We start from the raw sequence: 24,994 nt of genomic DNA on the forward strand, positions 1-24,994 counted from the left end.
ACTGGCCACCGGCGATGACCGAGTACGACGGGTCGACCGGCACGGTCGCGCCGGAGTGCCGGCCGGACGCTTCCCCGGCGGAGGCTTCCCGGGCGGACCCTTCCCGGGCGGACCTGCCCGACGCGCCGCCCACCGAGCGGCCGAGCCCCGGCGGGTCGGTCACCGGCGCGCCCACCGCGCCACCTGGACCGGTGGCGCTGGCCGTTGCCGCCCCGGATCCGGCGACCGGGGCGGGCGGCGACGGTCGCCCGGCCCGGTCCACCGGCCCGGTGGGGCGGACCGGCCCGCTGGGCCGATCGGCCCTGGCCCGCTGCGTGGCGGTCGAGCCGGCGAAGTTCGCCGCCGCGTACTGGGGACGGGCCGCACTGCTCTCCCGGGCGGCCGAACTGGGCAACCCGGACGGCTTCCGGGACCTGCTCAGCCCGTCCGACGCCGACGAACTGCTCAGTCGGCGCGGACTGCGTACGCCGTTCCTGCGGGTTGCCAAGAACGGGCAGGTGCTGCCGACCGGGCAGTACACCGGCGGCGGCGGGGCCGGGGCGGAGATCACCGACCAGGTGCTCGACGAGCGGATCCTCGCGCTCTACGCCGACGGCGCCACCCTGGTACTCCAGGGACTGCACCGGACCTGGCCGCCACTGATCGACTTTACCCGCGAGCTGGGCCTGCACCTCGGCCAGCCGCTGCAGGTGAACGCCTATCTGACGCCGCCGGGAAACCAGGGCTTCGCCACCCACTACGACACGCACGACGTCTTCGTGCTCCAGGTCGACGGGCACAAGCACTGGCAGGTCCACGAGCCGGTGCTGCCCGACCCGCTGGAGCGGCAGCCGTGGGGCGGCCGGGCCGACGAGGTCGCCGCGGTCGCCGAGGGCCCGCCCGCGCTGGACGTGGTGCTGGGGCCCGGTGACGCGCTCTACCTGCCCCGGGGATGGCTGCACAGCGCCCGGGCACAGGACGAGAGCAGCCTGCACCTGACCGTCGGCGTCCGGGCCCTCACCCGGTACGCCATCGTCGAGACGCTGCTGGAACTGGCCGCCGAGGATCCGCGCCTGCGCGCCACGCTGCCGTTCCGGATGGACGTGGCCGAGGTCGACCAGGTCGAGCCAGAGCTGACCGAGACCGTCGAGGCGCTACGGGACTGGCTGCTGCGCGCCGACCCGGGCGCGGTCGCCGCCCGGCTGCGCGCCCGGGCCTGGCCAGCTGCCCGACCGGCGCCGATCCGGCCGCTCGCCCAGGCGGCGGCGATCACCGCGCTGGACGCCGACAGCCGGCTCGCCCCCCGGGACGGCCTGCGCTGGCAGTTGACGGCCCAGCCGGCCGGCGACGACGGTGGCCCGGGCCGGGTGGTGCTGTCGCTCTTCGACCGCACGGTGACCTTCCCGGCCCAGTGCGCGCTGGCGGTCCGGGCGTTCCTCTCCGGCGGGGTGCACCGGGTCGGCGACCTCCCCGGGCTGGACGACGACGCCGACCGGATCGTGCTGGCCCGGCGCCTGCTCCGCGAGGCGGTCGCGGTTCCGGCCTGAGCCGAGGGCAGCACTGGGACTCTGTCGCGCGGCACTGGGACTCTGTCGCGCGGCGTCAGCGGGGCAGGGCGCCTGCTCCGCGACGCGGTCGCGGTTCCGGCCTGAGCCGAGGGCAGCACCGCGACTCTGTCGCGGCGGCGTCGGGGGCGCACGCCGCCTGCTCCGCGACGCGGTCGCGGTCCCGGCCCGACGGCCGCTGCCCGGCCCCGACGGCGAGCGGGTCAGCGGAGCAGGCCGAACAGGGCCCCGGTGGTGACCAGCCCGGCGACCACCACGACCAGCGCGGACCGTACGTCCAGGCCGGCGTGCCGCCGGTCGGCGAGTACCCGGGCCGGTGCCAGCCCGACGACCGGGCCGAGCAGCGTCACCAGCAGCCCGAGTACCGGCATCGCCACCGCCAGGTCGCCGCCGTACCGGTCACCGGCGGCCCGGGCGGCCAGCCCGAGGGCGTACGCGGCGGCCGCGCCGAGCACTCCGAAGAGCGCCAGCAGCGGTCGGGTCGCCGGCGGCAGCTCACCCGGTTTCCGGGCCCGGTCCAGCAGCTCCCGGACCCCGTCGAGCAGCGCCTCGACGTCGGCCGGTGCGCCGTTGCGCGGCACCGGTGGCTCGCCGATCCGCCGGTCCGCCGCACCGAGCTGGCCGCGCAGGATGCTCCACAGGTGAACCGACTCGGCCTCGGTACGGTCCACCTCCTGCTGGGCCGCCGCCACCTCCGCCTCGGCCCGGCGCACCGCCTGCTCCGCGTCGCGTACCGCCCGCTCGGCGGCGGCGCACTGGCGCTCGTACCAGCCGTTCGCCTCGGTACGCTCCGCCTCGGCCCGGCCGGTCAGTTCGGCGAGCCGCCGGATCGCCCGGGCGTAGCTGACCTCCCGTTCCAGGTCGCCGCTCATCGGTACGGTCCATAGGGGATGATCACTTGACCGGTCCGGTGCACCGAGCGGTCGAAGAAGAGCCCGCGCCACGGCCGGGGGTACCAGTCCGGCCCCCCGCCGGCCCCGGGGTAGAGCGCCGAGGTCAGCTCCGCACCCTGCACGTCGAGCGCGACCCAGGCGCCGATCTGGTCGGTACGCGACGCCGGCCCGCCGAGGTCCGCTCGCAGCCGGGCCACCCCCCGCCACCAGGCCAGGGTGTGGGTACGCCGCTCCGGCCCGTTGTGCAGCACGTGCCGCAGGTGGTCCAGGCCGGACCGCCGCCCGATGGTGGTGCCGAGCTGGCCGGCGGCCGCGTCGACGGCATAGAGCAGCAGGTAGTGCGGCTCGCCCGGGGTGCCGCCGGAGCCCAGCCCGTCGGCCGTCTCGGCCATCAGCTCGCCGATGTCGTCCTCGGAGTACCAGGCGGCGTCGGTGCCGAGCGCCTCGTAGAGCGCCCGGGCGGCGGTGTCGGCGTCCGGGTCCAGGCAGGCGATGGAGAACCGGGCGGTGCCGGGCCGGTGCTGGCGGCGCAGCGACCGGGCCGCCGCGTCCAGCACCGCGCAGGCCTCGTCCACCCCGGTGCCCAGCACGGCCAGGTTCCGGCCCGGTGCCCGGGGCAGCCGCATCCCGGCCGAGCGCGCCTGCACGTCGATGATCTCGCCGAGCAGCGCCACCGGCCCCCGGGCGCCGCCGCCGGTCCGCTCCGCACCGCCGGGCCGGTCCCCGCCGGTCCGCTCCGCACCGCCGGGCCGGTCCCCGCCGGCCTGGGCCGGTGTGCCGCCGTTCGGCGCGGCGCTCCGCTCCGGCCCGACCCCGTCCGGCCAGATCGCCCCGCCGGCCGCGCGGTCCCGGGGACTGCCCACCGGGGCTGGCTCGCCCGGCGGGCGCAGCGCGACGAAGTCCGGTGCCTCGTCCAGCCGGGGGATCGCGTCGCCGTCGAAGAGCCGGGCCGGGGCCGCATCCGGCGGGCGCATCCGCCACAGCCGGTGCTGGAGGTCGCTCCAGGTACCCCAGTCGCTGGCCGCCGGGATCCGGGCCACCTGGTTGCCCTCGGACATCCCCGACTCGGCGTTGACGATGGCGTGGTGCCGGGGCAGCACCTGCGCGGCGTCGTTGCGCTCGGCCAGGATGCGCAGCGCCTTGGGCAGCGCGATCCGCAGGGTGAACTGGGCGACCAGCGCCGGCCGGCCCCACAGCGCCTCGATACCCCGGACGTCCTGCGAGGCCAGCACCAGGTGGATCCCCTGGGAGCGGCCCCGCCGGGCCAGATCCTCCAGCAGGTCGGCCGCCTCCCGGGCCACCGCGTCCCGGCCGGCCAGCAGCATCTGGAACTCGTCGACCACCGCGACGATCCTCGGCCAGCGACCGGTCGGGTCCACCGCGCGCAGCTCGGCCAGCTTGGTCACCTCGTGCCGCTTGGCCGCGTCCGCCCGGCGGCGCAGCTCCTCGGCGAGGAACCGCAGCAGGGCCAGCCCGAACTCCCGGTCGGTGTTGACGTTGATCCCGACCAGCCGCATGTGCGGCAGCCAGCTTGGGTCGCGGCGACCCTGGGCGAACCGGGCGAACGACACCCCCTCCTTGAAGTCCAGCAGGTAGAACTCCAGCTCTGCGGGGGAGTACCGGGCGGCGAGCGAGCCGATCCAGGCGAAGATCAGGTTGGTCTTGCCGGTACCGGACGGGCCGCCGATCAGCGCGTGCGGCGGGTAGTCGCCGAGGGTCAGCGTTACCGGCCGGCCGTGCGGACCGTCCCCGATCGGCGCGACGAGACCGGCGGCCGAGTCCTCCCGCCACATCTCGTCGGCCGACGGGAGCAGGTCGGTGAAGGGCGTCGGTGGCGGGCCGGCGTTGACCCGGGTCGCCACCTCCCGGCAGGTCTCGGTGACCAGTGCGGCCGGCGGGGCCGGGTCGGGGCGTACCGGTAGCTCGGGGCAGCCGGTCAGCCGGGCGGTGCCGCCGTCGACCACCACCCGGTGCACGTCCGGCTCGTCGGGCAGCTCGATGCCGCGTACCACCAGGTGCACGCCGCAGGCGGCGCCGGTCCGGGCCACCCGGTCGAGCTGGCCCCGCTCGTGCCGGGACAGTTCGTCGCCGCCGAGCAGCACCGCGATCCGCCACGGCTCGGGGCGCCGGCCGGTGGCCGCGGCCAGCTCGCGCAGCGAGGCGTACTCGCCGGCCAGCACGGTCTCGTTGATCCGGCGGATCTGGTCGACGAGGTCGTCGAGGAGCCGGGCCAGCCCGCCCGGCCCGACGAAGGTGAGCAGCCCGGCGGTGGAGAGCGGGGCGAAGCCGGCCAGCCCGCCACCGAGGTGCTCCGGGTCGTAGCCGACCAGCCGGAGCGCGCCCGGATCGGCCCGGCCCAGGGCCCGGAGCAGCAGCGCGGCGACCACCGCGTCGCAGCCGCCCCGATCGGCCCCGGACAGGTGTACGTGGCCGGCGTCGAGCAGCGGCACCAGCGCCGGTACGGGCACGCTGCCGGGCAGCCGTACGGTGCCGATCCGCAGCGGTCCCGGTGCCTCGCCCCGGAGCACCGGGCTGGGCTGCCAGCCCGTCCACTCCGTACTGGCGGCACCGGGTGCCTCCCGGGCGGCGGCCTCGGCAGCCCGGGCGGCGAGCCGGTCGATCTCCGCCCCGTACCGGTCCGAGAGCTCGGCGACCCGGCGGTCCCGTTCCGCACCGACCCGGCCGGGAACCCGGGCGGCCGCCTCCCGGATCCGGCGCAGCCGGTCCTGTGCGGTACCAAGTTCGGTCCGCGCCGCCGTGAGCCGGGCCCGGGACGCGCCCAGCGCGTGCGACAGCATGGTGCGGACCCGGTCGACAAGCTGGGTCCGTAGGTCAGGCATGGGTGTCCCGGGGTGCGCGAGCGGTGACGGGGCGCTGGTCGAGGCCGAGGCGGCGCATCAGCAGTCCGGTGAGGACCCCGGCGGCGACCGCCGGGTCGGCCGGATGCGGCTGCTCGACCGGTTCCTTCGGTGGCGGCATCCGGCAGACCCGACTGAGCAGCGTGTCGAGCACTCCCGGCGGCAGGTTGGGCACCAGGTCCCGCACCTGTCCGGTGACCTCCCGGCGCAGTCTCGGCAGGTCCGCTGCCCGGGGCGGATGGCCGAGCAGTTCGGCGGCCAGGTCCCGGAGCATCGGCGGGGCGACCGACGCGAGTCCCAGCCCGACGTTCGCCTCGACCGCGCGCAGTTCGGTGTGCAGCCGGGTCCGGTCGCCGGAGCGGACGCCGCTGGTCACCCGGCGGAGCAGCTCCTCCGGGTCGGTGATCTCGGGGTCCGGCTTGGGCGCCGGGGTGTCCCGCCGGTCGAACAGCTCGGCCACCCGGACCGACCACCAGCCGCCGGTCCGGGCGGGAGCGGCCCGCCGGACCGGGCCGGACGGGTCCGCCGGGCCCCGGGCGCCGGGGCGGGCGGGCGGGCGCTCCGGGCCGGCGGCGGGCGGTCCGTCCCGGCCCAGCCCGATCGCGGCCAGGTACGTCGCGAACTGGTCCTGGGCGAGCCGCAGCGCGTGCCCGGCCGTCTCCAGGTGCTCGGTGGCGGCCGACAGTTCCGGTACGCCCATCGGGTCGGCCGACTCCTGCCGGACCCAGCGCAGCCGCTCGGAGGCGAGTTTCAGGTGGTCGAGTGCCTTGATCACCAGCTCGACCGGCAGTTCGTCGGACGCGGCCCGCACCCGGGCGCCCAGCTCCTCGATGATGGACATCCGCTGCTCTACAGCGTCGAGACGTAGAGCTGGGCGTGTTCGACGGCGGCGAGCGTCGCGGCGAGGCACTCCTCCAATTCCTGGGCGGCCTGCGAGAGCGACGCCTGCGCGGCGTCGACAGTGGAGTGTCCACTTCCCTCCAGCGCTCCGGCCAGGGTCTGCTGCGCCTCGGCGAGCTTGTCGCTGGCGGCCTGCACCGCGGCCTGGCCGTCGCCGATCTGCTGGAGTGCGGCATCGATGGCCGCTTTCAGCTCGGCGACACTCGCCACGACGAAACCTCCTGGGGGCGGGGAGGGCTCTAATTAGAGCTTATCCCGATCGGCGCTCTGCGGCGCCCTGGGCGTTTGCTGCCCGGCTGTCCGTTCCCAGGTGGTCCCGTCGACGTCGGCCATACGGCAGGCTTCCTCCCACTTTGTGCCACCGCACGACTACTCAGTCGGATCTCCGACAGTTGTCTGGCGGCACCCGGGAAAGGCCAGCTCAATCCTGCAACTTCCAGGCTGACGGGGTCAGTTCTCCGGCACCCGGTCCAGCGGCTCGGTGAGCCAGCGCGGTCCGCGTACCTCGGCACCCAGGGCGGTGATGCGGGCCCGCAGCGCCCGGTCGGCGGTGACCACCAGGCAGCCCCGGCCGGCCGCCTCCGCCTCGACCAGGCCCACGATGGCGTCGTCGCCGGAGCCCTCCGCCGCCACCACCCGGATGCCCTCGGCCGGCCCCACCCGGCGGGCCACGCCCTCCACCACCAGCACCACCTCGACCGGCGGGGCCAGCCCGGGCAGGCCGAGCCGGGCGAGGACCGCCAGCCGGTCCCGCAACCGTGCGGTGGCCGCGGCGCGGTCCCGCCACCAGCCGTCCGGGCGGGACCCCACCACGTTGGCGGCGTCCACGACGAGGAGAGGTTCGGCTGCCATCCGCCCAGCCTGCCATCCCCGCCACCCGGCCTGTGGTTACGCCGCGTTTGTCGGGCCTTCCGCCGGGTAGCCGAGGTGACGCCAGTGCCCGCGCCCGTGAGGGGGACATGAGATGACGCAGGGACCCGGCGACTTCGGCCCCGATCCGTGGGACGAGTTCCTGGCCCGGTACTTCGGCCGGGGAGAAAGCCGCCGGCAGGGGCAGCGGGTGGACATCACCAGGCTGATGACCGCGGACGCCCGGGAGCTGCTCGCGGACGCGGCGCGCCGGGCGGCCCAGGCCAACAGCAGCGATCTGGACACCGACCACCTGCTCTGGGCGGCCCTGCAACGGGAGCCGCTGCGGGACCTGATCAGCCGGGCCGGCGCCGACCCGGAGGCGCTGCTCGGCGCGCTCGGCGGCGAGCAGCGGGTGGACCGGCCGGCCAAGCACGGCCAGGTGCCGTCCAACATGTCGCTCACCCCGGCGGCCAAGCGGGCACTGCTCGACGCACACCAGCTCTCCCGGGCGATGGGCGCCTCCTACATCGGGCCGGAGCACATCCTGATGGCCCTGCCGCTGAACCCGGAGTCGCCGGCCGGCCGGATGCTGGCGGCGGGCCGGATCCAGCCGCAGTCGTTGCAGGCGGCCAGCGCCAGCGGCGGCGGCAACGGCGGTGCCAAGCCGGACCGGGGCACCCCGACCCTCGACCAGTACGGCCAGGACCTCACCGACCTGGCCCGGGCCGACGAGATCGACCCGGTGATCGGCCGGATGGACGAGATCGAACAGGCGGTGGAGATCCTGTCCCGGCGTACCAAGAACAACCCGGTGCTGATCGGCGAGGCCGGGGTGGGCAAGACCGCGATCGTCGAGGGACTCGCCGAGCGGATCTGCGACGGGGACGTGCCGCAGACGCTGATCGGCAAGCGGGTGGTCCAGCTCGACCTCGCCCGGCTGGTCGCCGGCACCCGCTACCGGGGCGACTTCGAGGAACGGCTGAAGAAGGTGATCGACGAGATCCGGGCGCACGGCGACGAGCTGATCATCTTCCTCGACGAGCTGCACACCCTGGTCGGCGCGGGCGGTGCCGGCGCCGAGGGCGGGATGGACGCCGGCAACATGCTCAAGCCGGCGCTGGCCCGCGGCGACATGCGGGTGATCGGCGCCACCACGCTGAACGAGTACCGCCGCAACATCGAGAAGGACGCCGCGCTGGCCCGGCGGTTCCAGCCGGTGCTGGTGCCGGAGCCCACAGTGGACGACACCGTCACCATCCTGCGCGGGCTGCGGGACCGCTACGAGGCGCACCACCAGGTCCGGTTCACCGACGAGGCGCTGGTCGCCGCCGCCGAACTCTCCGACCGGTACGTCACCGACCGGTTCCTGCCGGACAAGGCGATCGACCTGATCGACCAGGCCGGTGCCCGGGTGCGGCTGCGTACCCGGACGCCCGCCGGCGACGTGCGGGAACTGGAGCGGGAACTGGAGGAGGTACGCCGGGAGAAGGACCAGGCCGTCGCCGACGAGCAGTACGAGCGCGCCTCCGAGCTGCGTGACCACCTGCGCGAGGTACGCGAGCGGCTGCACGTGGCGAGCGGCAACGGCGACCAGCCGGCGGTCCCCGAGGTGGGGACGCAGGAGATCGCCGAGGTGGTCTCCCGGGCCACCGGAATTCCGGTCAGCCAGCTCACCGAGGAGGAGCGGGACCGGCTGCTGCGGTTGGAGGGGTACCTGCACGAGCGGGTGGTCGGCCAGGACGACGCGGTCAGCGCGGTCGCCGAGGCGGTACGGCGGTCCCGTACCGGGCTGGCCGACCCGGACCGGCCGATGGGCAGCTTCCTCTTCCTCGGCCCGACCGGGGTGGGCAAGACCGAGCTGGCCCGGGCGCTGGCCGAGGCGCTCTTCGGCGACCAGGACCGGATGGTCCGGCTGGACATGAGCGAGTTCCAGGAGCGGCACACGGTGAGCCGGCTGGTCGGCGCCCCGCCCGGCTACGTCGGGTACGAGGAGGCCGGGCAGCTCACCGAGGCGGTCCGGCGCCGCCCGTACGCGGTGGTGCTGCTCGACGAGATCGAGAAGGCGCACCCGGACGTCTTCAACATCCTGTTGCAGGTACTCGACGACGGGCGGCTCACCGACAGCCAGGGCCGGACGGTGAACTTCCGGAACAGCGTACTGATCATGACCAGTAACCTCGGCTCCGAGCTGATCACCGGTGCCCAGCGCAGTGTCGGCTTCGGCGGCGGTGCGGGCAACCCCGCCGACGACGAGAACAGCGAGCTGCGGGACCGGCTGATGCGCCGGTTGCAGGAGCAGTTCCGCCCCGAGTTCCTGAACCGGATCGACGAGGTGATCATCTTCCGCCGGCTGGAGTCGGAGCAGCTCCGGCAGATCACCGAACTGCTGCTGAACGAGACCCGCCGTCGGCTCCGTGCCCAGGACATCGAGGTCGAGTTCACCACCGAGGGAGTGGACTGGATCGCCGAGCACGGCTACGAGCCGCAGTTCGGCGCCCGGCCGCTGCGCCGGACGATCCAGCGGGAGGTCGACAACCGGCTCTCCCGGATGCTGCTGGACGGGACCGTGGAACCGAGGCAACGGATCACGGTCGGCGCCAGGGACGGCGAGTTGACCTTCGACGTGTCGGCTGGGGAGCGGCCCGGCGGGCGCAGCCCGGCCACCGCCACGCACGGCCGATGAGCCGGCGGCCGCCCGGCGGCCCGCCCGGGACGCGGACATACCGGACCAGCGGGCCCGGCCGGGGAGCGCGCCCGCCCGCCGGGGGTCCGGGATCCTCGCCCGCCGGATACGCGGGGACCGCCGCGGACCCGGATCTGCCGGCACGACCTGCCCGGTGGGAGCCGGGACGAGAGGAGGGGAGCGGCGTGAGCCAGCCCGAGGAGAACCGCGAGAAGAGCGCGAAGACCGACGCCGTACTGCGGCCGCCGGCCGCCGCCGCAGGCCCGGCGCGCCCCCGGCCACCGCAGCGGAACCGGAACCGTACCGAGGAGGAGCCGGCCCGGCCCGAGTCGCCGCCGGCGGAGGAGGCGTGATGGCCCGGCAGCAACGGGTGGAGCCGGAGGTGGAGCAGTTGTGGCAGGACTTCCACAGCTGCGTCAACGTCACCTCCGAGCAGCTCCGCAGCTGGCTGCTCACCCAGGGCTCCGGGGAGGAGGCGTTCGGCGCCGACCCGGATCTCGGGCTGCCGGAGCCGGGCCGGCAGATCCTCGCCATCCTGGGCAAGCGCAAGGTCGACCTGACCGACGGCGACATCCAGCTCATGCGGGAGACGGTCGCCGAGATCCAGGACCTGATCGACACCCGGCCACCCGCCGGCGCGACCGACCAGGACTGGCGGCGGGCCCTGCTCGACCTCGGCCACGACCCGCTGATCGAGCGGTAGCCGGGGCTGCACCGCGACCATCCCCGTCCGGCCCGTCCGTGCGCACGCGCCGCGAACGGGCCGGACGGGGATCGGTTCAGGCGCCGCCGATGCTCGGGACGTTCAGCCCGGCGGCGTCGGCGGCGTCGGTCCGCTCGGTACGCAGCGCCTCCTCCCGGGCCAGCAGCGCCGCGTACTCGGCGATGTCCTCGGGGCTCGGCAGCGCCGGTACCCGGCGCAGGAAGGCCTCGACGTCGCGGGAGGCGGCGGTGTGCGCGGCGGCGACCCGGCGTACCGTCTCCCGGTCGTCCTCGGGCGGGATCATGTCGGTCATGCCGGTACCGGTACCCGCTTGCGGCCGGTTCGCACCGGTCGGCGTCGAGGTACCTGCGCCGGGCCGCGCCGCCGGGCTCCCCGCGTGGCGCGCGCGGGGAGCCCGGGGCGGTCGAGCGGATACGCCGGGTGGCGGAACCGGTCCGCCGGTCAGGGCGCGGTGGCGCCGAGGGTGTAGCTGCCAGACCCGCTGTACGCGTCGACGGCGTACCGGTAGTACCCGGCCGTGCCGCTGTACGAGGTCGTCTCGTCCGGCCCGGGTGAGGTGCCCTGGGCCACGGTCACCCAGGAGCTGCCGTTCCACCGTTGCAGGTAGAGGTCGAAGTCCACTCCGGACGGTCCGTCGAGGCAGCCGCGGTGGGTGCCGGACCGGGTCGTCTGGTAGTAGCTGCCGTTCGGCTGGTACTGCACCCCGCCGGCGGGCAGCGAGCCGCTGAAGGTGCTGGCGTAGCCGGTGCAGGTACCGGTGGGCGGCGGCTCACCGGGCCCGCCCCCGCTGGTACGCAGGGTCAGCCCGTACACCGAGAGGATCTCGTTGACCGGCTGGAAGTAGGTGGTGCCACCGGACGAGCAGTTGCCCGAGCCGCCGGAGGTGACGCCCTGGGCCTGCTGGCCGGAGAGCCACGAGCCGCCCGAGTCACCCGGCTCGGCGCAGGCGTTGGTCCGGGTCAGGCCGCTCACCGAGCCCTCCGCGTAGTTGACGGTCTGGTTCTTCGCCTGCACCGTGCCGCACCGCCAGCCGGTCGTCGAGCCGGACCGGCAGATCGCCGCGCCGACCGCGGACTCGGTCGAGCCGGCGACCGTCACGTTGCCGCCCGCGTAGTCGTTGACCCACGGCTGCGGGGTCCAGTTGGTGTTGGTCTGCACCCAGGCGTAGTCGTTGCCCGGGAAGGACGAGCCCCGGAAGGTGCCCTGGGCGACCTGGTTGTAGCCCTGGGTCGCGGTACCGGTCCGGCCGCAGTGCCCGGCCGTGACGAAACCGCCGGTGACGGAGAAGCCGACCGAGCAGCGGCCGCCCATGTAGTAGGCGTCGCCGCCCCGGACGTCGTAGTAGAGCCGGGGCGCCTCGGTGGTGGCGACGATCCGTACCGCCGTGGCGTCCACCCCGCTGGCCGCGACGAACGCCGTGGCGGCCGCCGTACCGCCGCTGGCCAGCACCACGACGCTGTTGGTGGGCGCGTCGACGTACCAGCCGGGTACCGACCGGGCCGGCGCCAAGGCGGCGGCCCGGTCCAGTCCGGACTTGACCCCGTCGAGCTGGGCGGCGCTGCGGGCGACCAGCTTCGGCTGGGCACCGGCGGCGGTCACCCGGGCGGCCTGGGCGCGGTCGGTGATCGCCACCACCAGGTCACCGGCCGGCGAGATCCAGCCGCCGCCGTACGCCCGGCCGAGCGACTTGCGCAGCCCGGCGTCGGCCCGGCTGGCCTGGTCGTCCCGGCTGATCCTGGTCCGGGCCTGCGCGGCGGTGAGTCCGAGGTCGCGCTGCATCGCGGTGAGCATCTCGGGGGTGGCGGCCTCGGCGGTGACCGGGGCGGTGTCCCGGGTGCCGTTGTCCGGCGCCGCGGCGGCGGGTGGGGCCACGGTGCCGAGGATGCCCACCGGCAGCAGGGTCACCGCTGCCAGTGTGCCGAGTCTTCGCTTCATCCGGAGTCTCCTTACGGAACGGAAGTTCGGTGGGGGAGGGGAACCGGCAGCCGCGCATCGGCCAGCCTCCCTGCCCCGGGGGCAGGGAGGCGGTGGCGAGTGGCACGGGAGCGGTCGAGCCGCGGGCAGCAGCAGGGCCGATCGGCCCGTGCGCCGTCCGGCCCGGAACCGGACGGCACACGGTGGCCGGTGCCCCGCCGACCGGGGGTCAGCCCCGCGGGCCGCGGCGATGTCGACGGTCGCCTCGGTACCAGCGGTTCTGGGTCGGGCAGGGCACGGTTAAGGTAACCGGCCACAATCGACCGAGGTATATCCCGGCTAGCTCATACCGCCCCCGCCAGCCGGCCGAACGGATCTTCCGCGCTGCGGCGGCGCCTCGTAATCTTGTTCGTCCGGTCGAGCCGTCGATCAGCACCGCACCGCACCGTCGCCGAGGAGCCGTCTTGCCCGTCACCCGACCCGCCCGGCGGCCGGTGGTCCTGCTGGCGTACGCCGCGTTCGTCCTGGTCGGCCTGAGCGCCGGGGTCGGCGGGGTACTCTTGCCGGCCCAGATCGACGACTACGGGGTGGACAAGGCGACCATCGGGATCACCTTCTTCACCTTCTCGGCCGGCTTCCTGCTGGCCGGGATCACCACCGGCGGCCTGATCGACCGTCTCGGCACCCGGGCCGCGCTGGCGGTCGGCGGCGGCGCCTTCGTCCTCGCCGGCCTCTACACGGCGCTCCGCCCGCCGTTCCTCGCCTTCGTGGCCGTGCAGGTGGTGGCCGGCTACGGCATCGGGGTACTGGAGTCGGTGCTCAACGCCCACCTCAGCGAACTGACCGGGGCGACGACCCTGCTGAACCGGCTGCACGCGTTCTTCGGCGTCGGGGCGCTGCTGGCACCCGCGCTGGCCGCCTGGATGCTCCGCTCGCTGCCGTGGACGGCGGTCTGGCTGGTACTCGCCCTGGCCGGCCTGCCGCTGGTCGTCGGCTTCCTGCTGGCGTACCCGAAACGTCGGGGCCCGGACGACGGCGGCCCCACCGCCGCCGGTGGCGCTGCGGCGGTCGGCGGGCCGCCGCCCGGCGAAGCGGGTGTGCCCGGCCGGCCCGGAAACGGCGGGCTGCTGGTCGCGGCGCTGCGGCAGCCGGCGGTGGTGTTGGCGGCGGTGTTCCTCGCCGTCTACGTCGGACTCGAGATCAGCGTCGGCAACTGGGGCTTCAGCCTGCTGGTCGGCGGCTACGACCAGTCGGAGGTACTGGCCGGCTACGCGGTCAGCGGCTACTGGCTGGGCCTGACCGCCGGACGCTTCCTGATCAGCCCGCTGGCCACCCGGGCCGGGCTGACCCCGGCCGCCACCAGCGCCGGCTGCCTGGTCGGGGTGACCGTCAGCGCCGTACTCGCCTGGGCGGTGCCGGTCGCGGCGGTGGCCAGCGTCGCGCTGGTGCTGCTCGGGTTCTTCCTCGGGCCGCTCTTCCCGACCGCGATGGCGATGGTGCCGCGGTTGACGGCCAGCCGCCTGGTGCCGACCGCGATCGGCGTGCTGAACGGGGTGTCGGTGATCGGCGGGGCGGTCTTCCCCTGGCTGGCCGGCGCCATCGCCCAGGGCGTCGGGGTGTGGACCCTGCTGCCGTTCGCCGTCGTCCTGGCGGTCGGCCAGCTCGCGATCTGGTGGCGACTGGCCCGACGGGTCCCCGCCGGCTGACCGCGCCGGATGGGGGCGGCGGTCAGGCGGCGGCCAGGTCCTGCGGGCCGAAGTTCGGGTTCCGGGCCAACCAGGCGAGGTAGTTCGGGTTGCGGGACAGCGAGTCGGTGTACGCGGCGATGGCGTGCCCGAGCACCCGGTCGGCGATGCCGGCCGCCGGGGCGTCCGGGTGCCAGCCGAGCAGCAGCCGCCAGCGCAGCGGGGTGTGCGCCAGCGGCCGGGTGACCAGCCCGGAGACTGGCCGGAAGGTGGCCTGGGCGAGCGCGATCGCCTCACCCGCCTCGACCAGGTCGATGCAGCTACGGATGTCGGTCTCGTAGATCTTCGCCGGGGTGAAGCCGGCCCGGGCGCAGGCCGCCACGAAGCAGTCGGCGAAGCAGCCGTCGCCGGGTGCCGCCGCCCAGCGTTCCCCGGCGAGCGCCGCCAGGTGCACCTCGTCGTGCGCGGCCAGCGGATGCGCCTCCGGCAGCAGCACGAAGACCGCGTCCACCGCCACGGCCCGCCAGGTCAGCCCGAACTCCGCCGACGGTACGGCGTCTCCGCAGACCCCGGAGAGCACGAAATCGAGCCGGCCGCTGAGTACCATCTGGGCCAGCTCGTCCACCGACCACGAGGCGTGGGTGCTGATCTGCGCGTGCGGCTGGTCGGCGGCGAGCCGGTGCACCAGTCCACCGAGGATCGGACTGTTCACCCCGCCGAACCGGAACCGGGTCATCGTGGTGCCGGTACCGGCCAGCCGGGCCGCCTCGTCCTGCAAACCCTTCATCGCGGGCAGCAGCACCCGAGCCCGGGCCAGCACCAGCTCGCCCAGCGCGGTCGGTCGGGCGCCGCGTCGGTCCCGCTCGAACAGCGGGCCGCCGAGAGTCCGCTCGATGCGCTGGAGCTGTGCGGTGAGCGCGGGCTGTGCCAGGCCCAGAGTCGAGGCCGCCTTCGTCACGCTGCCCGTCTCCGCGATCGCGCAGACCACCTTGAGGTGCCGCAGCTCCAGGTTCATAGCGTGACGGTAGGACCCGAAAGGGATTCACGGCTAGACCTTTGACTAGTGAAAGATCCCCCAAAGGAAACCCAAACTGCGACCGAACGGACACCTAAATCTGACGGGCGGCCCAGAGCAGCCCTCGTTCGGTGATCGTCCGGATCGCCGGCAGGGTCAGGTCGTCGAGCTTGTGGCCGACCGTCGAGACGAAGACCCGGCCGGCACCCCAGGATCTGGTCCACACCGCCGGCAGGGTGACCGACCGGTCCCACGGCGTACGCTCCGCCGCCCCGGCCCCCTGCTGCGCCGCCGGTTCCGGGTCGAAGGTGACCGTCGCGAGTACGTCGTTGAGCGGGTCGGTCAGCACCCAGTACTTCTCGGTGTGCAGCCGTACCGTCCCGATGTCCCGGACGATCGGGTGGTCGGCCCGCTCCGGCAGCACCGTCAGCTCGTGGTCGAGGAAGCCCGGCGGATGGTGCACGAAGACCCCGCCGGTGAGCTGGTGGTACGCGTTGTGGTGGAAGGCGCCGACGATCCCGCCGTGCCAACCGGCGAACCCGGTCCCGGCCCGGACCGCCGCGACCAGTCCGGCCGCCTGCTCGTCGCTGATCGTCCCGATCGACCAGCACTGCACCACCAGGTCGGCGGCGGCCATCCGGTCCGGGTCGGCATACACGGCCAGGTCGTCGTGGACCTCGACGGTGAAACCCGCGTCCCGCAGGAACGGGAGGAACACCTCCGTCGCGGCCACCGGGACGTGTCCCTCCCAGCCACCCCGGACCACCAGCGCGTCTCGCACCGCCAAACCTCCGTCCCACCACGCACCTCGGCCCGGCGCGGGTCCGCACCGGGCCGAGCAGGATCATGTCATCCCGCCGGCGTTCAGGTCGCCGCCGGCGGAGTGGCCGCAGTCGGCGACGGCGGCGTCAGGTCGTCGAGGTACGTCGGCCGGCCGCTCACCGCGTCGCGTACCTTGTCGACCACGCCGAGCGCGGGTTCGACCACCCGGTTCCACGGCGGTGTCGCCGGGGCGTCCGGGTGCGGCCGGGTCGGCGCGGCCTCCTCGGCGATCTCCACCCGGTTGCCGAGCCGGATCAGGTCGGCGGCACTGGCCGCGGCCCGCAGCGCCGGGAAGATCTCCGTCGACGCGGTCGACGCGTGCCGGCGCAGTTGCCCGGTGACCTCGTTGGCGAGTTCGGCGAAGCGGGGCTCGGTCGGCGTGACCTGCGCGAGTTCCCGCAGCGTACGCAACATGTCGGTGTCCGCCGCGATCTCCCGGTCGGCCAGCGGCCCACCCTCGGGCAGCGCACTTCGCACGGTCGGGTAGAGGTACTGCTCCTCGCCGGAGAGGTGCCGGGCGACGGTCGCGGTCAGCACCTCGGCGACCTCGCTGCGCCGCTCCGGTGCGGTGTCGTCGGTCAGCTCGCCGCAGAGCGCCACGATCTGGTCGTGTTCCTCGGCGAGCAGTTCCACCATGCTGCGCCCGCCGGGCCGGTAGTCCTCGTCGTCACCGGTCGGGGGCAGCGGCGGCAGTGGCACGCTCACGATTGGCCTCCTCACTGTGGTCCGCCGATCCGGCCGGTCCATCGACCGGCGCTGCTCCGCGGACATCCGCAGGTACCCTCCGGTCCAGATGGCGAAACCCGACACCGGGTGGGGGCGGGACGCACCGGGCCGCTCGGCTGGTATGAAGAACCGCATGAGTAGCCAGCCCGCGTCCACCCACCCGAGCGCCGCCGACGAGGTCGTCGACCTGTGCCGGGACCTGCTCCGGATCGACAGCAGCAACACCGGGGACCCCGAGACCACCGTCGGTGAACGGGCCGCCGCGGAGTACGTGGCGGCCAAGCTCGCCGAGGTCGGCGTGGAGTCGCAACTTCGCGAGTCCGCCCCCGGCCGGACCAGCCTGGTCGCCCGGATCCCCGGCACCGACCCGGGCCGGGGCGCGCTGCTGGTGCACGGGCACCTGGACGTCGTACCGGCCGACGCGGGCGAGTGGTCGGTGCACCCGTTCTCCGGCGAGATCGCCGACGGCTACCTCTGGGGCCGGGGCGCCATCGACATGAAGGACTTCGACGCGATGGTGCTCGCGGTGGTCCGCGACTGGCAGCGCACCGGGGTACGCCCACCCCGCGACCTGGTGCTGGCCTTCACCGCCGACGAGGAGGCCGGTGGCGAGTACGGCGCGCACTTCCTGGTCGACCGGCACCCCGAACTGCTGGAGGGCGCCACCGAGGCGATCGGCGAGGTGGGCGGCTTCTCCTACACGGTCAGCCCGGACCTGCGGCTCTATCTCATCGAGACCGCCGAGAAGGGCCTGGAGTGGCTGCGGCTGCACGCCCGGGGCCGCCCCGGGCACGGCTCGATGGTGCACGACGACAACGCCGTCACCGCGCTGGCCGAGGCGGTGGCCCGGGTCGGCCGGCACCGCTTCCCGATCGTGGTGACTCCGACCGTCCGGGCGTTCCTGGAGCAGGTCTCCGAGGCGCTCGGCATCGACCTCGACCCGAACGACCCGGAGCTGGCGATCGCCAAGCTGGGGCCGATCGCCAACCTGATCGGCGCGACGATCCGGAACACCGCCAACCCGACCCGGCTGGCCGCCGGCTACAAGGACAACGTGATCCCCAGCCGGGCCAGCGCCACCATCGACTGCCGGAGCCTGCCCGGCCAGTCCGAGCTGCTGATGGAGCAGCTCCGCGAGGTGATCGGGCCGGACATCGAGATCGAGCACGTCCAGCGGCAGCCGGCGATCGAGACCAGCTTCGACGGCGACCTGGTGGACGCGATGGCGGCGGCGCTGCGGGCCGAGGACCCGGGCGCCCGGCCGGTGCCGTACATGCTCTCCGGCGGCACCGACGCCAAGGCGTTCGCCAAGCTCGGCATCCGCTGCTTCGGCTTCGCGCCGCTGCGGCTGCCGGCCGACCTGAACTTTTCCGCGCTCTTCCACGGCATCGACGAGCGGGTGCCGGTCGACGGACTACAGTTCGGCGTGCGGGTGCTCGACCGGTTCCTCCGGCAGAGCTGACCGTCCGCCTGGCACATCCGGCGGCACTCGTCTACGGTTCCCCGGTTGATCCATCTACTTCCGGTTCCACCTATTCTCGGTCCGTCAATCCCGGCCCGCGTCGGCGCATCGAATTCCCGCCCGCGCCGCGGTCGGCGGGCTGGCGACATCGCAGCGAAGGGACAGGCCACACCATGACCGACCAGCACGCCGAGCTGGACGCCGCCCTGGAACGGGTCATCGAGACCGCCCGGGCGCACCTCGCCGCCGTCCGGGCCGCCGAGGGCCGGATCGACGACGATGCCGTGTGGCAGGCGTACGTCGAGCTCAACAACGCGTCGTACGAGTACGACGAGCAACTGCTCGACGCCTTCGGCGAGGTCACGCCGTGGGACGTGGAGGCGATCGATCCGGACGAGGCGGACGAGCGCTTCGGGGTGGGCCTGGGCGGTGCCGACGGCTCCGAGCCGAGCGACCCGCACCCGCTGGTCCTCTCCGTACGCCACCGGCGCGACTACCGGGTGCCGAGCGTCGCCGCCCTGCTCCGGGTGGCCCAGGCCGCCCGGCGGGCCGCCGTACCGGACGAGGAGGAGGCGCCGGCGGTGGAGGGTGTCGGCGAGGCGGTGCTGGAGCTGCTACAGACCGGGGACGGGTCGCTCGGCGCCCTGGACATCCCCGAACTGGACCCGCTGGACGGCGTCGTGATGGTCAGCGAGGTGTCCGTCCCGCTCGACCTGGAGTCCTTCGACGACGAGGACAGCAGCGGACCGTTCACGCCGGGGGCCGACGACCGGCTCGTCGGTCGGCTGGACGAGCACCCGTTCCTGTCGGACGCCGACGAGGAGTCCGAGCGGGCCCGGTAAGAGGTTCAGTAGGAGAGGCCCGGTTGCGACTGATTGACCACGCGACGCCGCAGCACCACCTGCCGCGTACCGTCACGGAACAGTCGCACCCGGGCCAGCTCCCAGCCGGAGAACTCGGCTTGGATCGCCAATTGCGCCGTTGCGGTCATCCGGTCGACATTCGGTGGTAACCGCAATGGCGCGTATTCGTAGTCCATGTCCTCTATCCTGCCCACCCTCGCAGGGCGACACCAGTCCTTCCCCGGGTGAGCCGCGCGGTGTCCACCTCCGGGGTCGGCTGTCCGCTTTCCGGGGTCAGCTATCCCGTTCCGGGTAGCCGACCGGGACGGCCGAGACGTCGTCGAGGGCCCGGGTGATCTCCAGCGGCAGGGTCATCCGCTCCACCTGGAGCGCGCCGAGCAGTTGACCGACGGTGCGGGCGCCGAGGATCGGGGCGACCACCCCCGGCCGGTCCCGCACCCAGGCCAGCGCCACCTCCAGCGGCGACACCCCGAGCCCGCCGGCCGCGGTGGCCACCGCCTCCACGATGCTGGAGCAGCGCGGCTCCAGATAGCGGGCGACGAAGGGTTCGAAGTGCGCCGAGGCGGCCCGGGAGTCGGCCGGGCGGCCGTGCCGGTACTTCCCGGTCAGCACCCCGCGCCCCAACGGCGACCAGGGCAGTACGCCGAGCCCGAGCCCCTCGCAGGCGGGCAGCAGCTCCCGCTCGATGCCGCGCTCCAGGAGCGAGTACTCCACCTGGGCGGCGACCACCGGGGCCCGGCCGGGAAAGGCGGCCTGCCAGGTGGCGGCCTGCGCGGTCTGCCAGCCGGAGAAGTTGGAGACGCCGACGTACCGGACCCGGCCGCTGTGCACCGCGTGGTCCAGCGCGGCCAGCGTCTCCTCCAGTGGGGTGGCCGGGTCGTAGCCGTGCACCTGCCACAGGTCGACGTGGTCCGTGCCGAGCCGGCGCAGTGAGGCGTCCAGGGTGCGCAGCAGATGGCCCCGGGAGGTGTCCCGGCGGCGGCCGGCGCCCGGTCGCAGCCCCGCCTTGGTGGCGATCAGCAGGTCGTCGCGGGGCACCAGCGTGCCGAGCAGCGAGCCGATCACCGCCTCGGCGTCACCGTCGCTGTAGACGTCGGCCGTGTCGACGAGGTTGCCCCCGGCATCCAGGTAACTCTTCAGTTGGGCGGCAGCGTCGTCCGCATCGGTGTCCCGACCCCAGGTCATGGTGCCGAGCGCGAGCCGGGAAACCGCCAGCCCGCTTCGGCCGAGCGGTCGCTGTTGCATGGTTGAACCTTATTCAGAACATCGCTCCGCCGATATCCTCGCTCCCACCATCCCGCTCCGGGGCGACTGGTACAAAGCCGACGTCCGGGCACGGGTCCGGCATCGGCGGGTCAGCGGAGGGCGTTCGGGGGTCATTGCGTACCCTGATGCGACTTGCGGATGGATGGGGGAGAAGAACCAGTGCGACTCGGGCTCAGCCTCGGATACCAGACCGCGTGGAGCACTCCGGCGGACCATCTTGCCCTCGCTCGCGAGGCGGACCGGCTCGGCTATTCGGTGGTCTGGGCGGCGGAGGCGTACGGCTCGGACTCGCCCAGCATGCTGGCCTGGCTGGCCGGCCAGACCGAGCGGATCGACGTCGGCTCGGCGGTGATGCAGATCCCGGCGCGCAGCCCGGCGGCCACCGCGATGACCGCCGCCACCATCGACGCGCTCTCCGGCGGCCGGTTCCGGCTCGGTCTCGGCGTCTCCGGCCCGCAGGTCTCCGAGGGCTGGCACGGGGTGCGGTTCGCCAAGCCGCTGGCCCGGACCCGGGAGTACGTCGACATCGTCAAGCTGGCCATCGCCCGCAAGCCGGTGGAGTACGACGGCGCGCACTACCGCCTGCCGCTGCCGGACGGCCCCGGCAAGGCGCTCCGGCTCGGCTTCCACCCGCCCCGCGAGGAGATCCCGATCTACCTTGCCGCGGTCGGCCCGAAGAACCTCGAACTGGCCGGTGAGATCGCCGACGGCTGGCTGGCGATCTTCTTTGCCCCGGACTTCGCCGCCGAGCAGCTCGGCACCGTCGCCGCCGGCCGGGCCAGGGCCGGCAAGGAACTCGCCGGCTTCGACGTGGTGCCCAGCGTGCCGGTGGTGGTCGGCGACGACGTCGCGAGCTGCGCCGAGCTGGTCCGCTGGTACGCGGCGCTCTACGTCGGCGGGATGGGCAGCCGGGAGCAGAACTTCTACAACCAGCTCGCCACCCGGATGGGCTACGGCGACGCCGCCCGCGAGGTGCAGGACCTCTACCTGGCCAAGCGGCAGCGCGACGCGGCCGCGGCCGTACCCCTGGAGTTCATCGACCGGACGTCCCTGCTCGGCCCCAAGGAGCGGATCGCCGACCGGATGCGCGAGTACGCGGCGGCCGGGGTCACCACGCTCTCGGTGACCCTCTTCGTCGCCGACGCGGACAGCGGCATCCAGACCCTGCGTACCTGCGCCGAGGCGCTGGATCTCGCCGGGGTCGGCGAGTGAACCTCTTTCCACCTGAACCGCGCGGCGCTCGCGCACGGCACCCGATCTTGCGGTCCATCGGACCGCAAGGGGAGGTGGAAGAAGGTTCAGTGAGCGGGCGGGGACACCGGAGGCCGGCGGGCGACGGGCGGGGTACGGCGATGAGCGGGGTGCGCGGGTGAGCTGGATCGAGGCAATCGTCCTGGGAATCGTCCAGGGCCTCACCGAGTTCCTGCCGGTGAGTTCGTCCGGACACCTGCGGATCACCTCGGCGATCTTCTTCGACCAGGACGCCGGGGCGTCGTTCACCGCGGTCACCCAGCTCGGCACCGAGGCCGCCGTGCTGCTCTACTTCGCCAAGGACATCTGGCGGATCACCCGGGTCTGGGTGGTCGGGATCTGGGACAAGTCGGTCCGGTCGAGTCTCGACTACCGGATGGGCTGGTACGTGATCATCGGCTCGATCCCGATCGGCGTCTTCGGCTACCTGTTCAAGGACCAGATCCGCACCGCTGCCCGGAACCTGTGGCTGGTCGCCACCACGTTGATCGTCTTCGCGTTCGTGCTGGCCTTCGCCGAGTACTGGGGCCGGCAGACCCGGCGGATCGAGAACTTCACCCTCCGCGACGGCATCGTGATGGGCTTCGCCCAGGCGATGGCGCTGATCCCCGGGGTGTCCCGGTCCGGCGGCACGCTGACCGCCGGGCTCTTCCTCAACCTGACCCGCGAGGCGGCGGCCCGGTACTCCTTCCTGCTGGCCATCCCGGCGGTGGTGATGTCCGGGATCTTCAGCCTGCCGGACGTCTTCGACACCTCCGGCGGCGGTTCGATCCCCACCCCGGCACAGATGATCGTGGCCACGGTGATCGCCTTCGGCGTCGGGTACGCCGCCATCGCCTGGCTGCTGCGCTATGTCGCACACCACACCCTCTACGTCTTCGTGCTCTACCGGGTGGCGCTGGGCAGCCTGGTCCTGGCCCTGCTGCTGACCGGCACGATCAGCGCGACCTGACCCTCGCCCGCCACGGGGCGCCGGCCGCCACCGCGCGGCGCCCGGCGGGCGGCGACCGGTAGACCGGCGGCTCGCGCCGGCGCCCCGACGGACGGAACGTAGGGTGTGGTCGTGGCGACCCTTCTGCTCCTCCGGCACGGCCGGACCACGGCGAACGCCGACGGCGGCCTGGCCGGACGGCAACCCGTCGAACTCGACGACACCGGCCGGGCCCAGGCGGCGGCGGTGGGCGGCCGGCTCCGGGCGATCCCGCTGGCGGCGGTGGTGACCAGCCCGCTGATCCGGTGCCGGCAGACCCTGGAGCTGGCGCTGCCCGACGCCGCACCGGTGGTCGAGGAGGGGCTGGTCGAGTGCGACTACGGCACCTGGCAGGGCCAGCCGCTGAAGAAGCTGGCCAAGGATCCACTGTGGCAGGTGGTGCAGCAGCACCCGAGCGCCGCGGTCTTTCCGGACGGGGAGTCGATGGCCGGGATGGCGGCCCGGGCGGTCGAGGCGGTACGCCGCTGGGACGCCCGGATCACCGCCGAGCACGGGCCGGAGGCGGTCTGGCTGGCGTGCAGCCACGGTGACGTGATCAAGGCGATCGTGGCGGACGCGATGGGCGTACATCTGGACCAGTTCCAGCGGATCGTGGCGGATCCGGGCTCGGTGACCGGAATCCGCTACACCCCGGTCCGCCCGTTCGTGCTGCGGCTCAACGACACCGGCGGCGACCTGACCAGCCTGGTCCCGCCGCCCCCCACCCGGCGCGGCCGCTCCCGTGCGGTCGCCTCGGACGCGGCGGTCGGCGGCGGCGTGGGCGCGGCCGGCGCCGGATCGGCGCCCCCGGACGGCGCCGCCACCCGCTCCCGGGCGGCCTCCCCGGATGCGGCCGGTGGGCTGGGGGCGCCCGGCGCCGGGGCGGGCGCGGCCGACGGGCGGAAACGGTGACCGGCCGGCCCGGTCAGATCGACCCGGGCGGTGGCCCGCCGCGACCGGATCGGGGCGTACGGTGATTCGGGTCGGTGGGCTGCGCGGTGTGGTATCCGGCCGGATAGGGTCGTGGGTATGACCCACCAGGTGCACGCATTCGAGCCGCCCGAGCGGTTCGTCGCCGGAACTGTGGGTCCGCCGGGTGAGCGGACGTTCTTCCTCCAGGCGCGCGGCGGAGGCCGGCTGGTCAGCGTCGCGCTGGAGAAGGTCCAGGTCTCGCTGCTGGCCGAGAAGCTGGAGGAGCTGCTGACCGAGGCGCACCGGCGGTTCGGCGTCGAGCTGCCCGAGCCGCCCCCGGTCACCTCGGACAACGAGCCGCTGGACACGCCGGTCGACGAGGAGTTCCGGGTCGGCACCCTCGGCCTGGCCTTCGACGTCGACACCGCCACGGTGGTGATCGAGGCGATCGCGGCCGGGGAGGCCGAGGCGGAGGTCGAGCTCGGCGGCGAGGAAGAGGTCGACGAGGAGGACGAGCAGCCGGACGACGACCTCGACCGGCTGCGGGTCCGGTTGACCCCACAGGCGGCCCGCGAGTTCATCGAGCGGGCCCGCCGGGTGGTGGCGGCGGGCCGGCCGCCGTGCCCGCTCTGCGGTCAGCCGCTCGACCCGGCCGGGCACCTCTGTCCCCGACACAACGGCTACCACCGGTGACCGTCGCACTGCTGCGGCCGGGACCGGCCCGGTGACCTCTTCCGAACTGCGACCCGTGCTGGACGAGAGCGACGCCCTGCGCCTCCTGCACGGGGGCGAATTCGAGCTGGAGGGTCGGTTGGTCGACGCCTCCAACACGACCCTGCGCGGGTTCCTGACCCTGGACGGGGTCACCGCCCGCTGCGTCTACAAGCCGATCCGGGGTGAGCGCCCGCTCTGGGATTTTCCCGACGGCACCCTGGCCGGTCGGGAGGTCTCCGCCTACCTGCTGTCCCGGGCCACCGGGTGGGACCTGGTCCCGCCGACGGTGCTCCGGGACGGCCCGCTCGGCCCCGGCGCCTGCCAGCTCTGGATCGACGAGCCGGAGCAGGCCGAGCCGCTGGTCGGGTTCGTACCGGCCCGGAGCCTGCCGGCCCGGTGGTTCCGGGTCGCGGCCGCCCGGGACGACGACGGCGCCCCGTACGCCCTCGCGCACGCCGACGACCCCCGGCTGGCCCGGCTCGCCGTACTCGATGCGGTGATCAACAACGCGGACCGCAAGGGCGGGCACGTGCTCGTCGGGCCGGACGACCGGATCTACGGCGTCGACCACGGGGTCTGCTTCCACTTCGAGGACAAGCTCCGGACGGTGCTCTGGGGCTGGTCCCGGCGGGACCTGCCGCCGGACGCGCTGGAGATGCTGACCGGACTGGCCCGGGAGCTGGCCGGCCCGCTGGGGGAGAGCCTGGCCGAGCACCTGACCATCGGCGAGGTCGCCGCGCTGGCGCGCCGGGTCGACCGGCTGCTGGCGACGGCCCGGTTTCCGGAGCCCTCCGAGGAGTGGCCGGCCATCCCCTGGCCGCCGATCTGAACCCCGTCCGGCACCCTGCCGCCCCCGACGCCGGCCGCTGACGTCCCCGACGCCAGCGCCTGCCGCCCCCGACGCCGGCCGCTGACGTCTCAGGCCCGCTCCGGGCCGTCC

The 24,994-nt window shown here is 74.2% G+C and carries 23 protein-coding genes and 2 pseudogenes; 12 read left to right on the top strand and 13 right to left on the bottom strand.

The window, feature by feature from the left end; all coding sequences use genetic code 11:
• The first annotated feature begins 14 nt into the window (after positions 1 to 14).
• Positions 15 to 1,526 (top strand): cupin domain-containing protein, encoded by a 1,512-nt coding sequence (locus tag AAH979_RS28870; protein ID WP_346261275.1) that lies wholly within the window; start codon positions 15 to 17, stop codon positions 1,524 to 1,526.
• A gap of 221 nt (positions 1,527 to 1,747) precedes the next feature.
• On the opposite strand, the gene AAH979_RS28875 is transcribed toward AAH979_RS28870, so the two are convergent.
• The 6 genes and pseudogenes from AAH979_RS28875 to AAH979_RS28900 form a co-directional block, all read right to left on the bottom strand.
• A complete protein-coding gene (locus tag AAH979_RS28875; protein WP_346261276.1) occupies positions 1,748 to 2,416 on the bottom strand; it encodes a hypothetical protein in 669 nt (222 codons plus the stop codon).
• Positions 2,413 to 3,108: pseudogene (locus AAH979_RS28880) on the bottom strand (cell division protein FtsK); the annotation flags it as partial. The pseudogene AAH979_RS28880 and the gene AAH979_RS28875, both read right to left, overlap by 4 nt.
• A gap of 216 nt (positions 3,109 to 3,324) precedes the next feature.
• Positions 3,325 to 5,277: pseudogene (locus tag AAH979_RS28885) on the bottom strand (FtsK/SpoIIIE domain-containing protein); the annotation flags it as partial.
• Complete coding sequence (locus tag AAH979_RS28890) at positions 5,270 to 6,136, bottom strand: hypothetical protein (RefSeq protein WP_346261277.1); 867 nt, start codon at positions 6,134 to 6,136, stop codon at positions 5,270 to 5,272. The pseudogene AAH979_RS28885 and the gene AAH979_RS28890, both read right to left, overlap by 8 nt.
• Before the next feature lie 8 nt (positions 6,137 to 6,144).
• On the bottom strand, positions 6,145 to 6,405 hold the full coding sequence (locus tag AAH979_RS28895) for a hypothetical protein (RefSeq protein ID WP_107259179.1): 261 nt from the start codon (positions 6,403 to 6,405) through the stop codon (positions 6,145 to 6,147).
• A gap of 240 nt (positions 6,406 to 6,645) precedes the next feature.
• A complete protein-coding gene (locus tag AAH979_RS28900; RefSeq protein ID WP_346261278.1) occupies positions 6,646 to 7,047 on the bottom strand; it encodes a hypothetical protein in 402 nt (133 codons plus the stop codon).
• 112 nt (positions 7,048 to 7,159) lie between these two features.
• Between AAH979_RS28900 and AAH979_RS28905 the strand changes: the two genes are divergently transcribed.
• The 3 genes from AAH979_RS28905 (at position 7,160) to AAH979_RS28915 (ending at position 10,433) form a co-directional block, all read left to right on the top strand.
• On the top strand, positions 7,160 to 9,730 hold the full coding sequence (locus AAH979_RS28905; RefSeq protein ID WP_346261279.1) for an ATP-dependent Clp protease ATP-binding subunit: 2,571 nt from the start codon (positions 7,160 to 7,162) through the stop codon (positions 9,728 to 9,730).
• A gap of 185 nt (positions 9,731 to 9,915) precedes the next feature.
• The gene (locus AAH979_RS28910; RefSeq protein WP_346261280.1) at positions 9,916 to 10,083 is read left to right on the top strand and encodes a hypothetical protein; all 168 of its coding nucleotides are present in this window, start codon (positions 9,916 to 9,918) and stop codon (positions 10,081 to 10,083) included.
• Complete coding sequence (locus AAH979_RS28915; RefSeq protein WP_346261281.1) at positions 10,083 to 10,433, top strand: DUF3140 domain-containing protein; 351 nt, start codon at positions 10,083 to 10,085, stop codon at positions 10,431 to 10,433. The genes AAH979_RS28910 and AAH979_RS28915 overlap by 1 nt, the downstream gene beginning before the upstream one ends.
• Before the next feature lie 76 nt (positions 10,434 to 10,509).
• On the opposite strand, the gene AAH979_RS28920 is transcribed toward AAH979_RS28915, so the two are convergent.
• Positions 10,510 to 10,746, bottom strand: coding sequence for a hypothetical protein (locus tag AAH979_RS28920; protein ID WP_346261282.1), 237 nt, complete (start codon positions 10,744 to 10,746; stop codon positions 10,510 to 10,512).
• Positions 10,747 to 10,895: 149 nt separating this feature from the next.
• On the bottom strand, positions 10,896 to 12,389 hold the full coding sequence (locus tag AAH979_RS28925; protein WP_346261283.1) for a S1 family peptidase: 1,494 nt from the start codon (positions 12,387 to 12,389) through the stop codon (positions 10,896 to 10,898).
• 443 nt (positions 12,390 to 12,832) lie between these two features.
• Between AAH979_RS28925 and AAH979_RS28930 the strand changes: the two genes are divergently transcribed.
• Positions 12,833 to 14,074 (top strand): MFS transporter, encoded by a 1,242-nt coding sequence (locus tag AAH979_RS28930; protein WP_346261284.1) that lies wholly within the window; start codon positions 12,833 to 12,835, stop codon positions 14,072 to 14,074.
• A 22-nt stretch (positions 14,075 to 14,096) separates the two neighbouring features.
• Here AAH979_RS28930 and AAH979_RS28935 read toward each other — a convergent pair whose 3' ends face one another.
• From AAH979_RS28935 to AAH979_RS28945, 3 genes are all read right to left on the bottom strand, one after another.
• Positions 14,097 to 15,068: a LysR family transcriptional regulator gene (locus AAH979_RS28935; protein WP_346261285.1), complete on the bottom strand. Its 972-nt coding sequence runs from the start codon at positions 15,066 to 15,068 to the stop codon at positions 14,097 to 14,099.
• Positions 15,069 to 15,162: 94 nt separating this feature from the next.
• The gene (locus tag AAH979_RS28940) at positions 15,163 to 15,849 is read right to left on the bottom strand and encodes a ThuA domain-containing protein (RefSeq protein ID WP_346261286.1); all 687 of its coding nucleotides are present in this window, start codon (positions 15,847 to 15,849) and stop codon (positions 15,163 to 15,165) included.
• An 83-nt stretch (positions 15,850 to 15,932) separates the two neighbouring features.
• The gene (locus tag AAH979_RS28945; protein WP_346261287.1) at positions 15,933 to 16,595 is read right to left on the bottom strand and encodes a hemerythrin domain-containing protein; all 663 of its coding nucleotides are present in this window, start codon (positions 16,593 to 16,595) and stop codon (positions 15,933 to 15,935) included.
• A gap of 154 nt (positions 16,596 to 16,749) precedes the next feature.
• Between AAH979_RS28945 and AAH979_RS28950 the strand changes: the two genes are divergently transcribed.
• Positions 16,750 to 18,078: a M20/M25/M40 family metallo-hydrolase gene (locus AAH979_RS28950; RefSeq protein ID WP_346261288.1), complete on the top strand. Its 1,329-nt coding sequence runs from the start codon at positions 16,750 to 16,752 to the stop codon at positions 18,076 to 18,078.
• Positions 18,079 to 18,251: 173 nt separating this feature from the next.
• Positions 18,252 to 18,920 (top strand): hypothetical protein, encoded by a 669-nt coding sequence (locus AAH979_RS28955; RefSeq protein ID WP_346261289.1) that lies wholly within the window; start codon positions 18,252 to 18,254, stop codon positions 18,918 to 18,920.
• Between the two features lie 5 nt (positions 18,921 to 18,925).
• On the opposite strand, the gene AAH979_RS28960 is transcribed toward AAH979_RS28955, so the two are convergent.
• Both AAH979_RS28960 and AAH979_RS28965 read right to left on the bottom strand, forming a co-directional pair.
• Complete coding sequence (locus AAH979_RS28960; protein WP_203866060.1) at positions 18,926 to 19,117, bottom strand: DUF5703 family protein; 192 nt, start codon at positions 19,115 to 19,117, stop codon at positions 18,926 to 18,928.
• A 97-nt stretch (positions 19,118 to 19,214) separates the two neighbouring features.
• Positions 19,215 to 20,186: an aldo/keto reductase gene (locus AAH979_RS28965; RefSeq protein WP_346261290.1), complete on the bottom strand. Its 972-nt coding sequence runs from the start codon at positions 20,184 to 20,186 to the stop codon at positions 19,215 to 19,217.
• A gap of 180 nt (positions 20,187 to 20,366) precedes the next feature.
• Between AAH979_RS28965 and AAH979_RS28970 the strand changes: the two genes are divergently transcribed.
• The 5 genes from AAH979_RS28970 (at position 20,367) to AAH979_RS28990 (ending at position 24,883) form a co-directional block, all read left to right on the top strand.
• Complete coding sequence (locus tag AAH979_RS28970; RefSeq protein ID WP_346261291.1) at positions 20,367 to 21,419, top strand: LLM class F420-dependent oxidoreductase; 1,053 nt, start codon at positions 20,367 to 20,369, stop codon at positions 21,417 to 21,419.
• A 157-nt stretch (positions 21,420 to 21,576) separates the two neighbouring features.
• Positions 21,577 to 22,410: an undecaprenyl-diphosphate phosphatase gene (locus AAH979_RS28975; protein ID WP_346261292.1), complete on the top strand. Its 834-nt coding sequence runs from the start codon at positions 21,577 to 21,579 to the stop codon at positions 22,408 to 22,410.
• 111 nt (positions 22,411 to 22,521) lie between these two features.
• On the top strand, positions 22,522 to 23,340 hold the full coding sequence (locus AAH979_RS28980) for a histidine phosphatase family protein (protein WP_346261293.1): 819 nt from the start codon (positions 22,522 to 22,524) through the stop codon (positions 23,338 to 23,340).
• A gap of 117 nt (positions 23,341 to 23,457) precedes the next feature.
• Positions 23,458 to 24,033 carry a DUF3090 domain-containing protein gene (locus AAH979_RS28985; protein WP_346261294.1) on the top strand — a complete coding sequence of 192 codons (576 nt, stop codon included), beginning with the start codon at positions 23,458 to 23,460 and terminating at the stop codon, positions 24,031 to 24,033.
• Positions 24,034 to 24,079: 46 nt separating this feature from the next.
• Positions 24,080 to 24,883 (top strand): SCO1664 family protein, encoded by an 804-nt coding sequence (locus AAH979_RS28990; RefSeq protein WP_346261308.1) that lies wholly within the window; start codon positions 24,080 to 24,082, stop codon positions 24,881 to 24,883.
• Positions 24,884 to 24,994: the final 111 nt, after the last annotated feature.

The sequence above is a fragment of the Plantactinospora sp. ZYX-F-223 genome, assembly GCF_039649625.1.
In the GTDB taxonomy this organism is placed as follows: Bacteria; Actinomycetota; Actinomycetes; order Mycobacteriales; family Micromonosporaceae; genus Plantactinospora.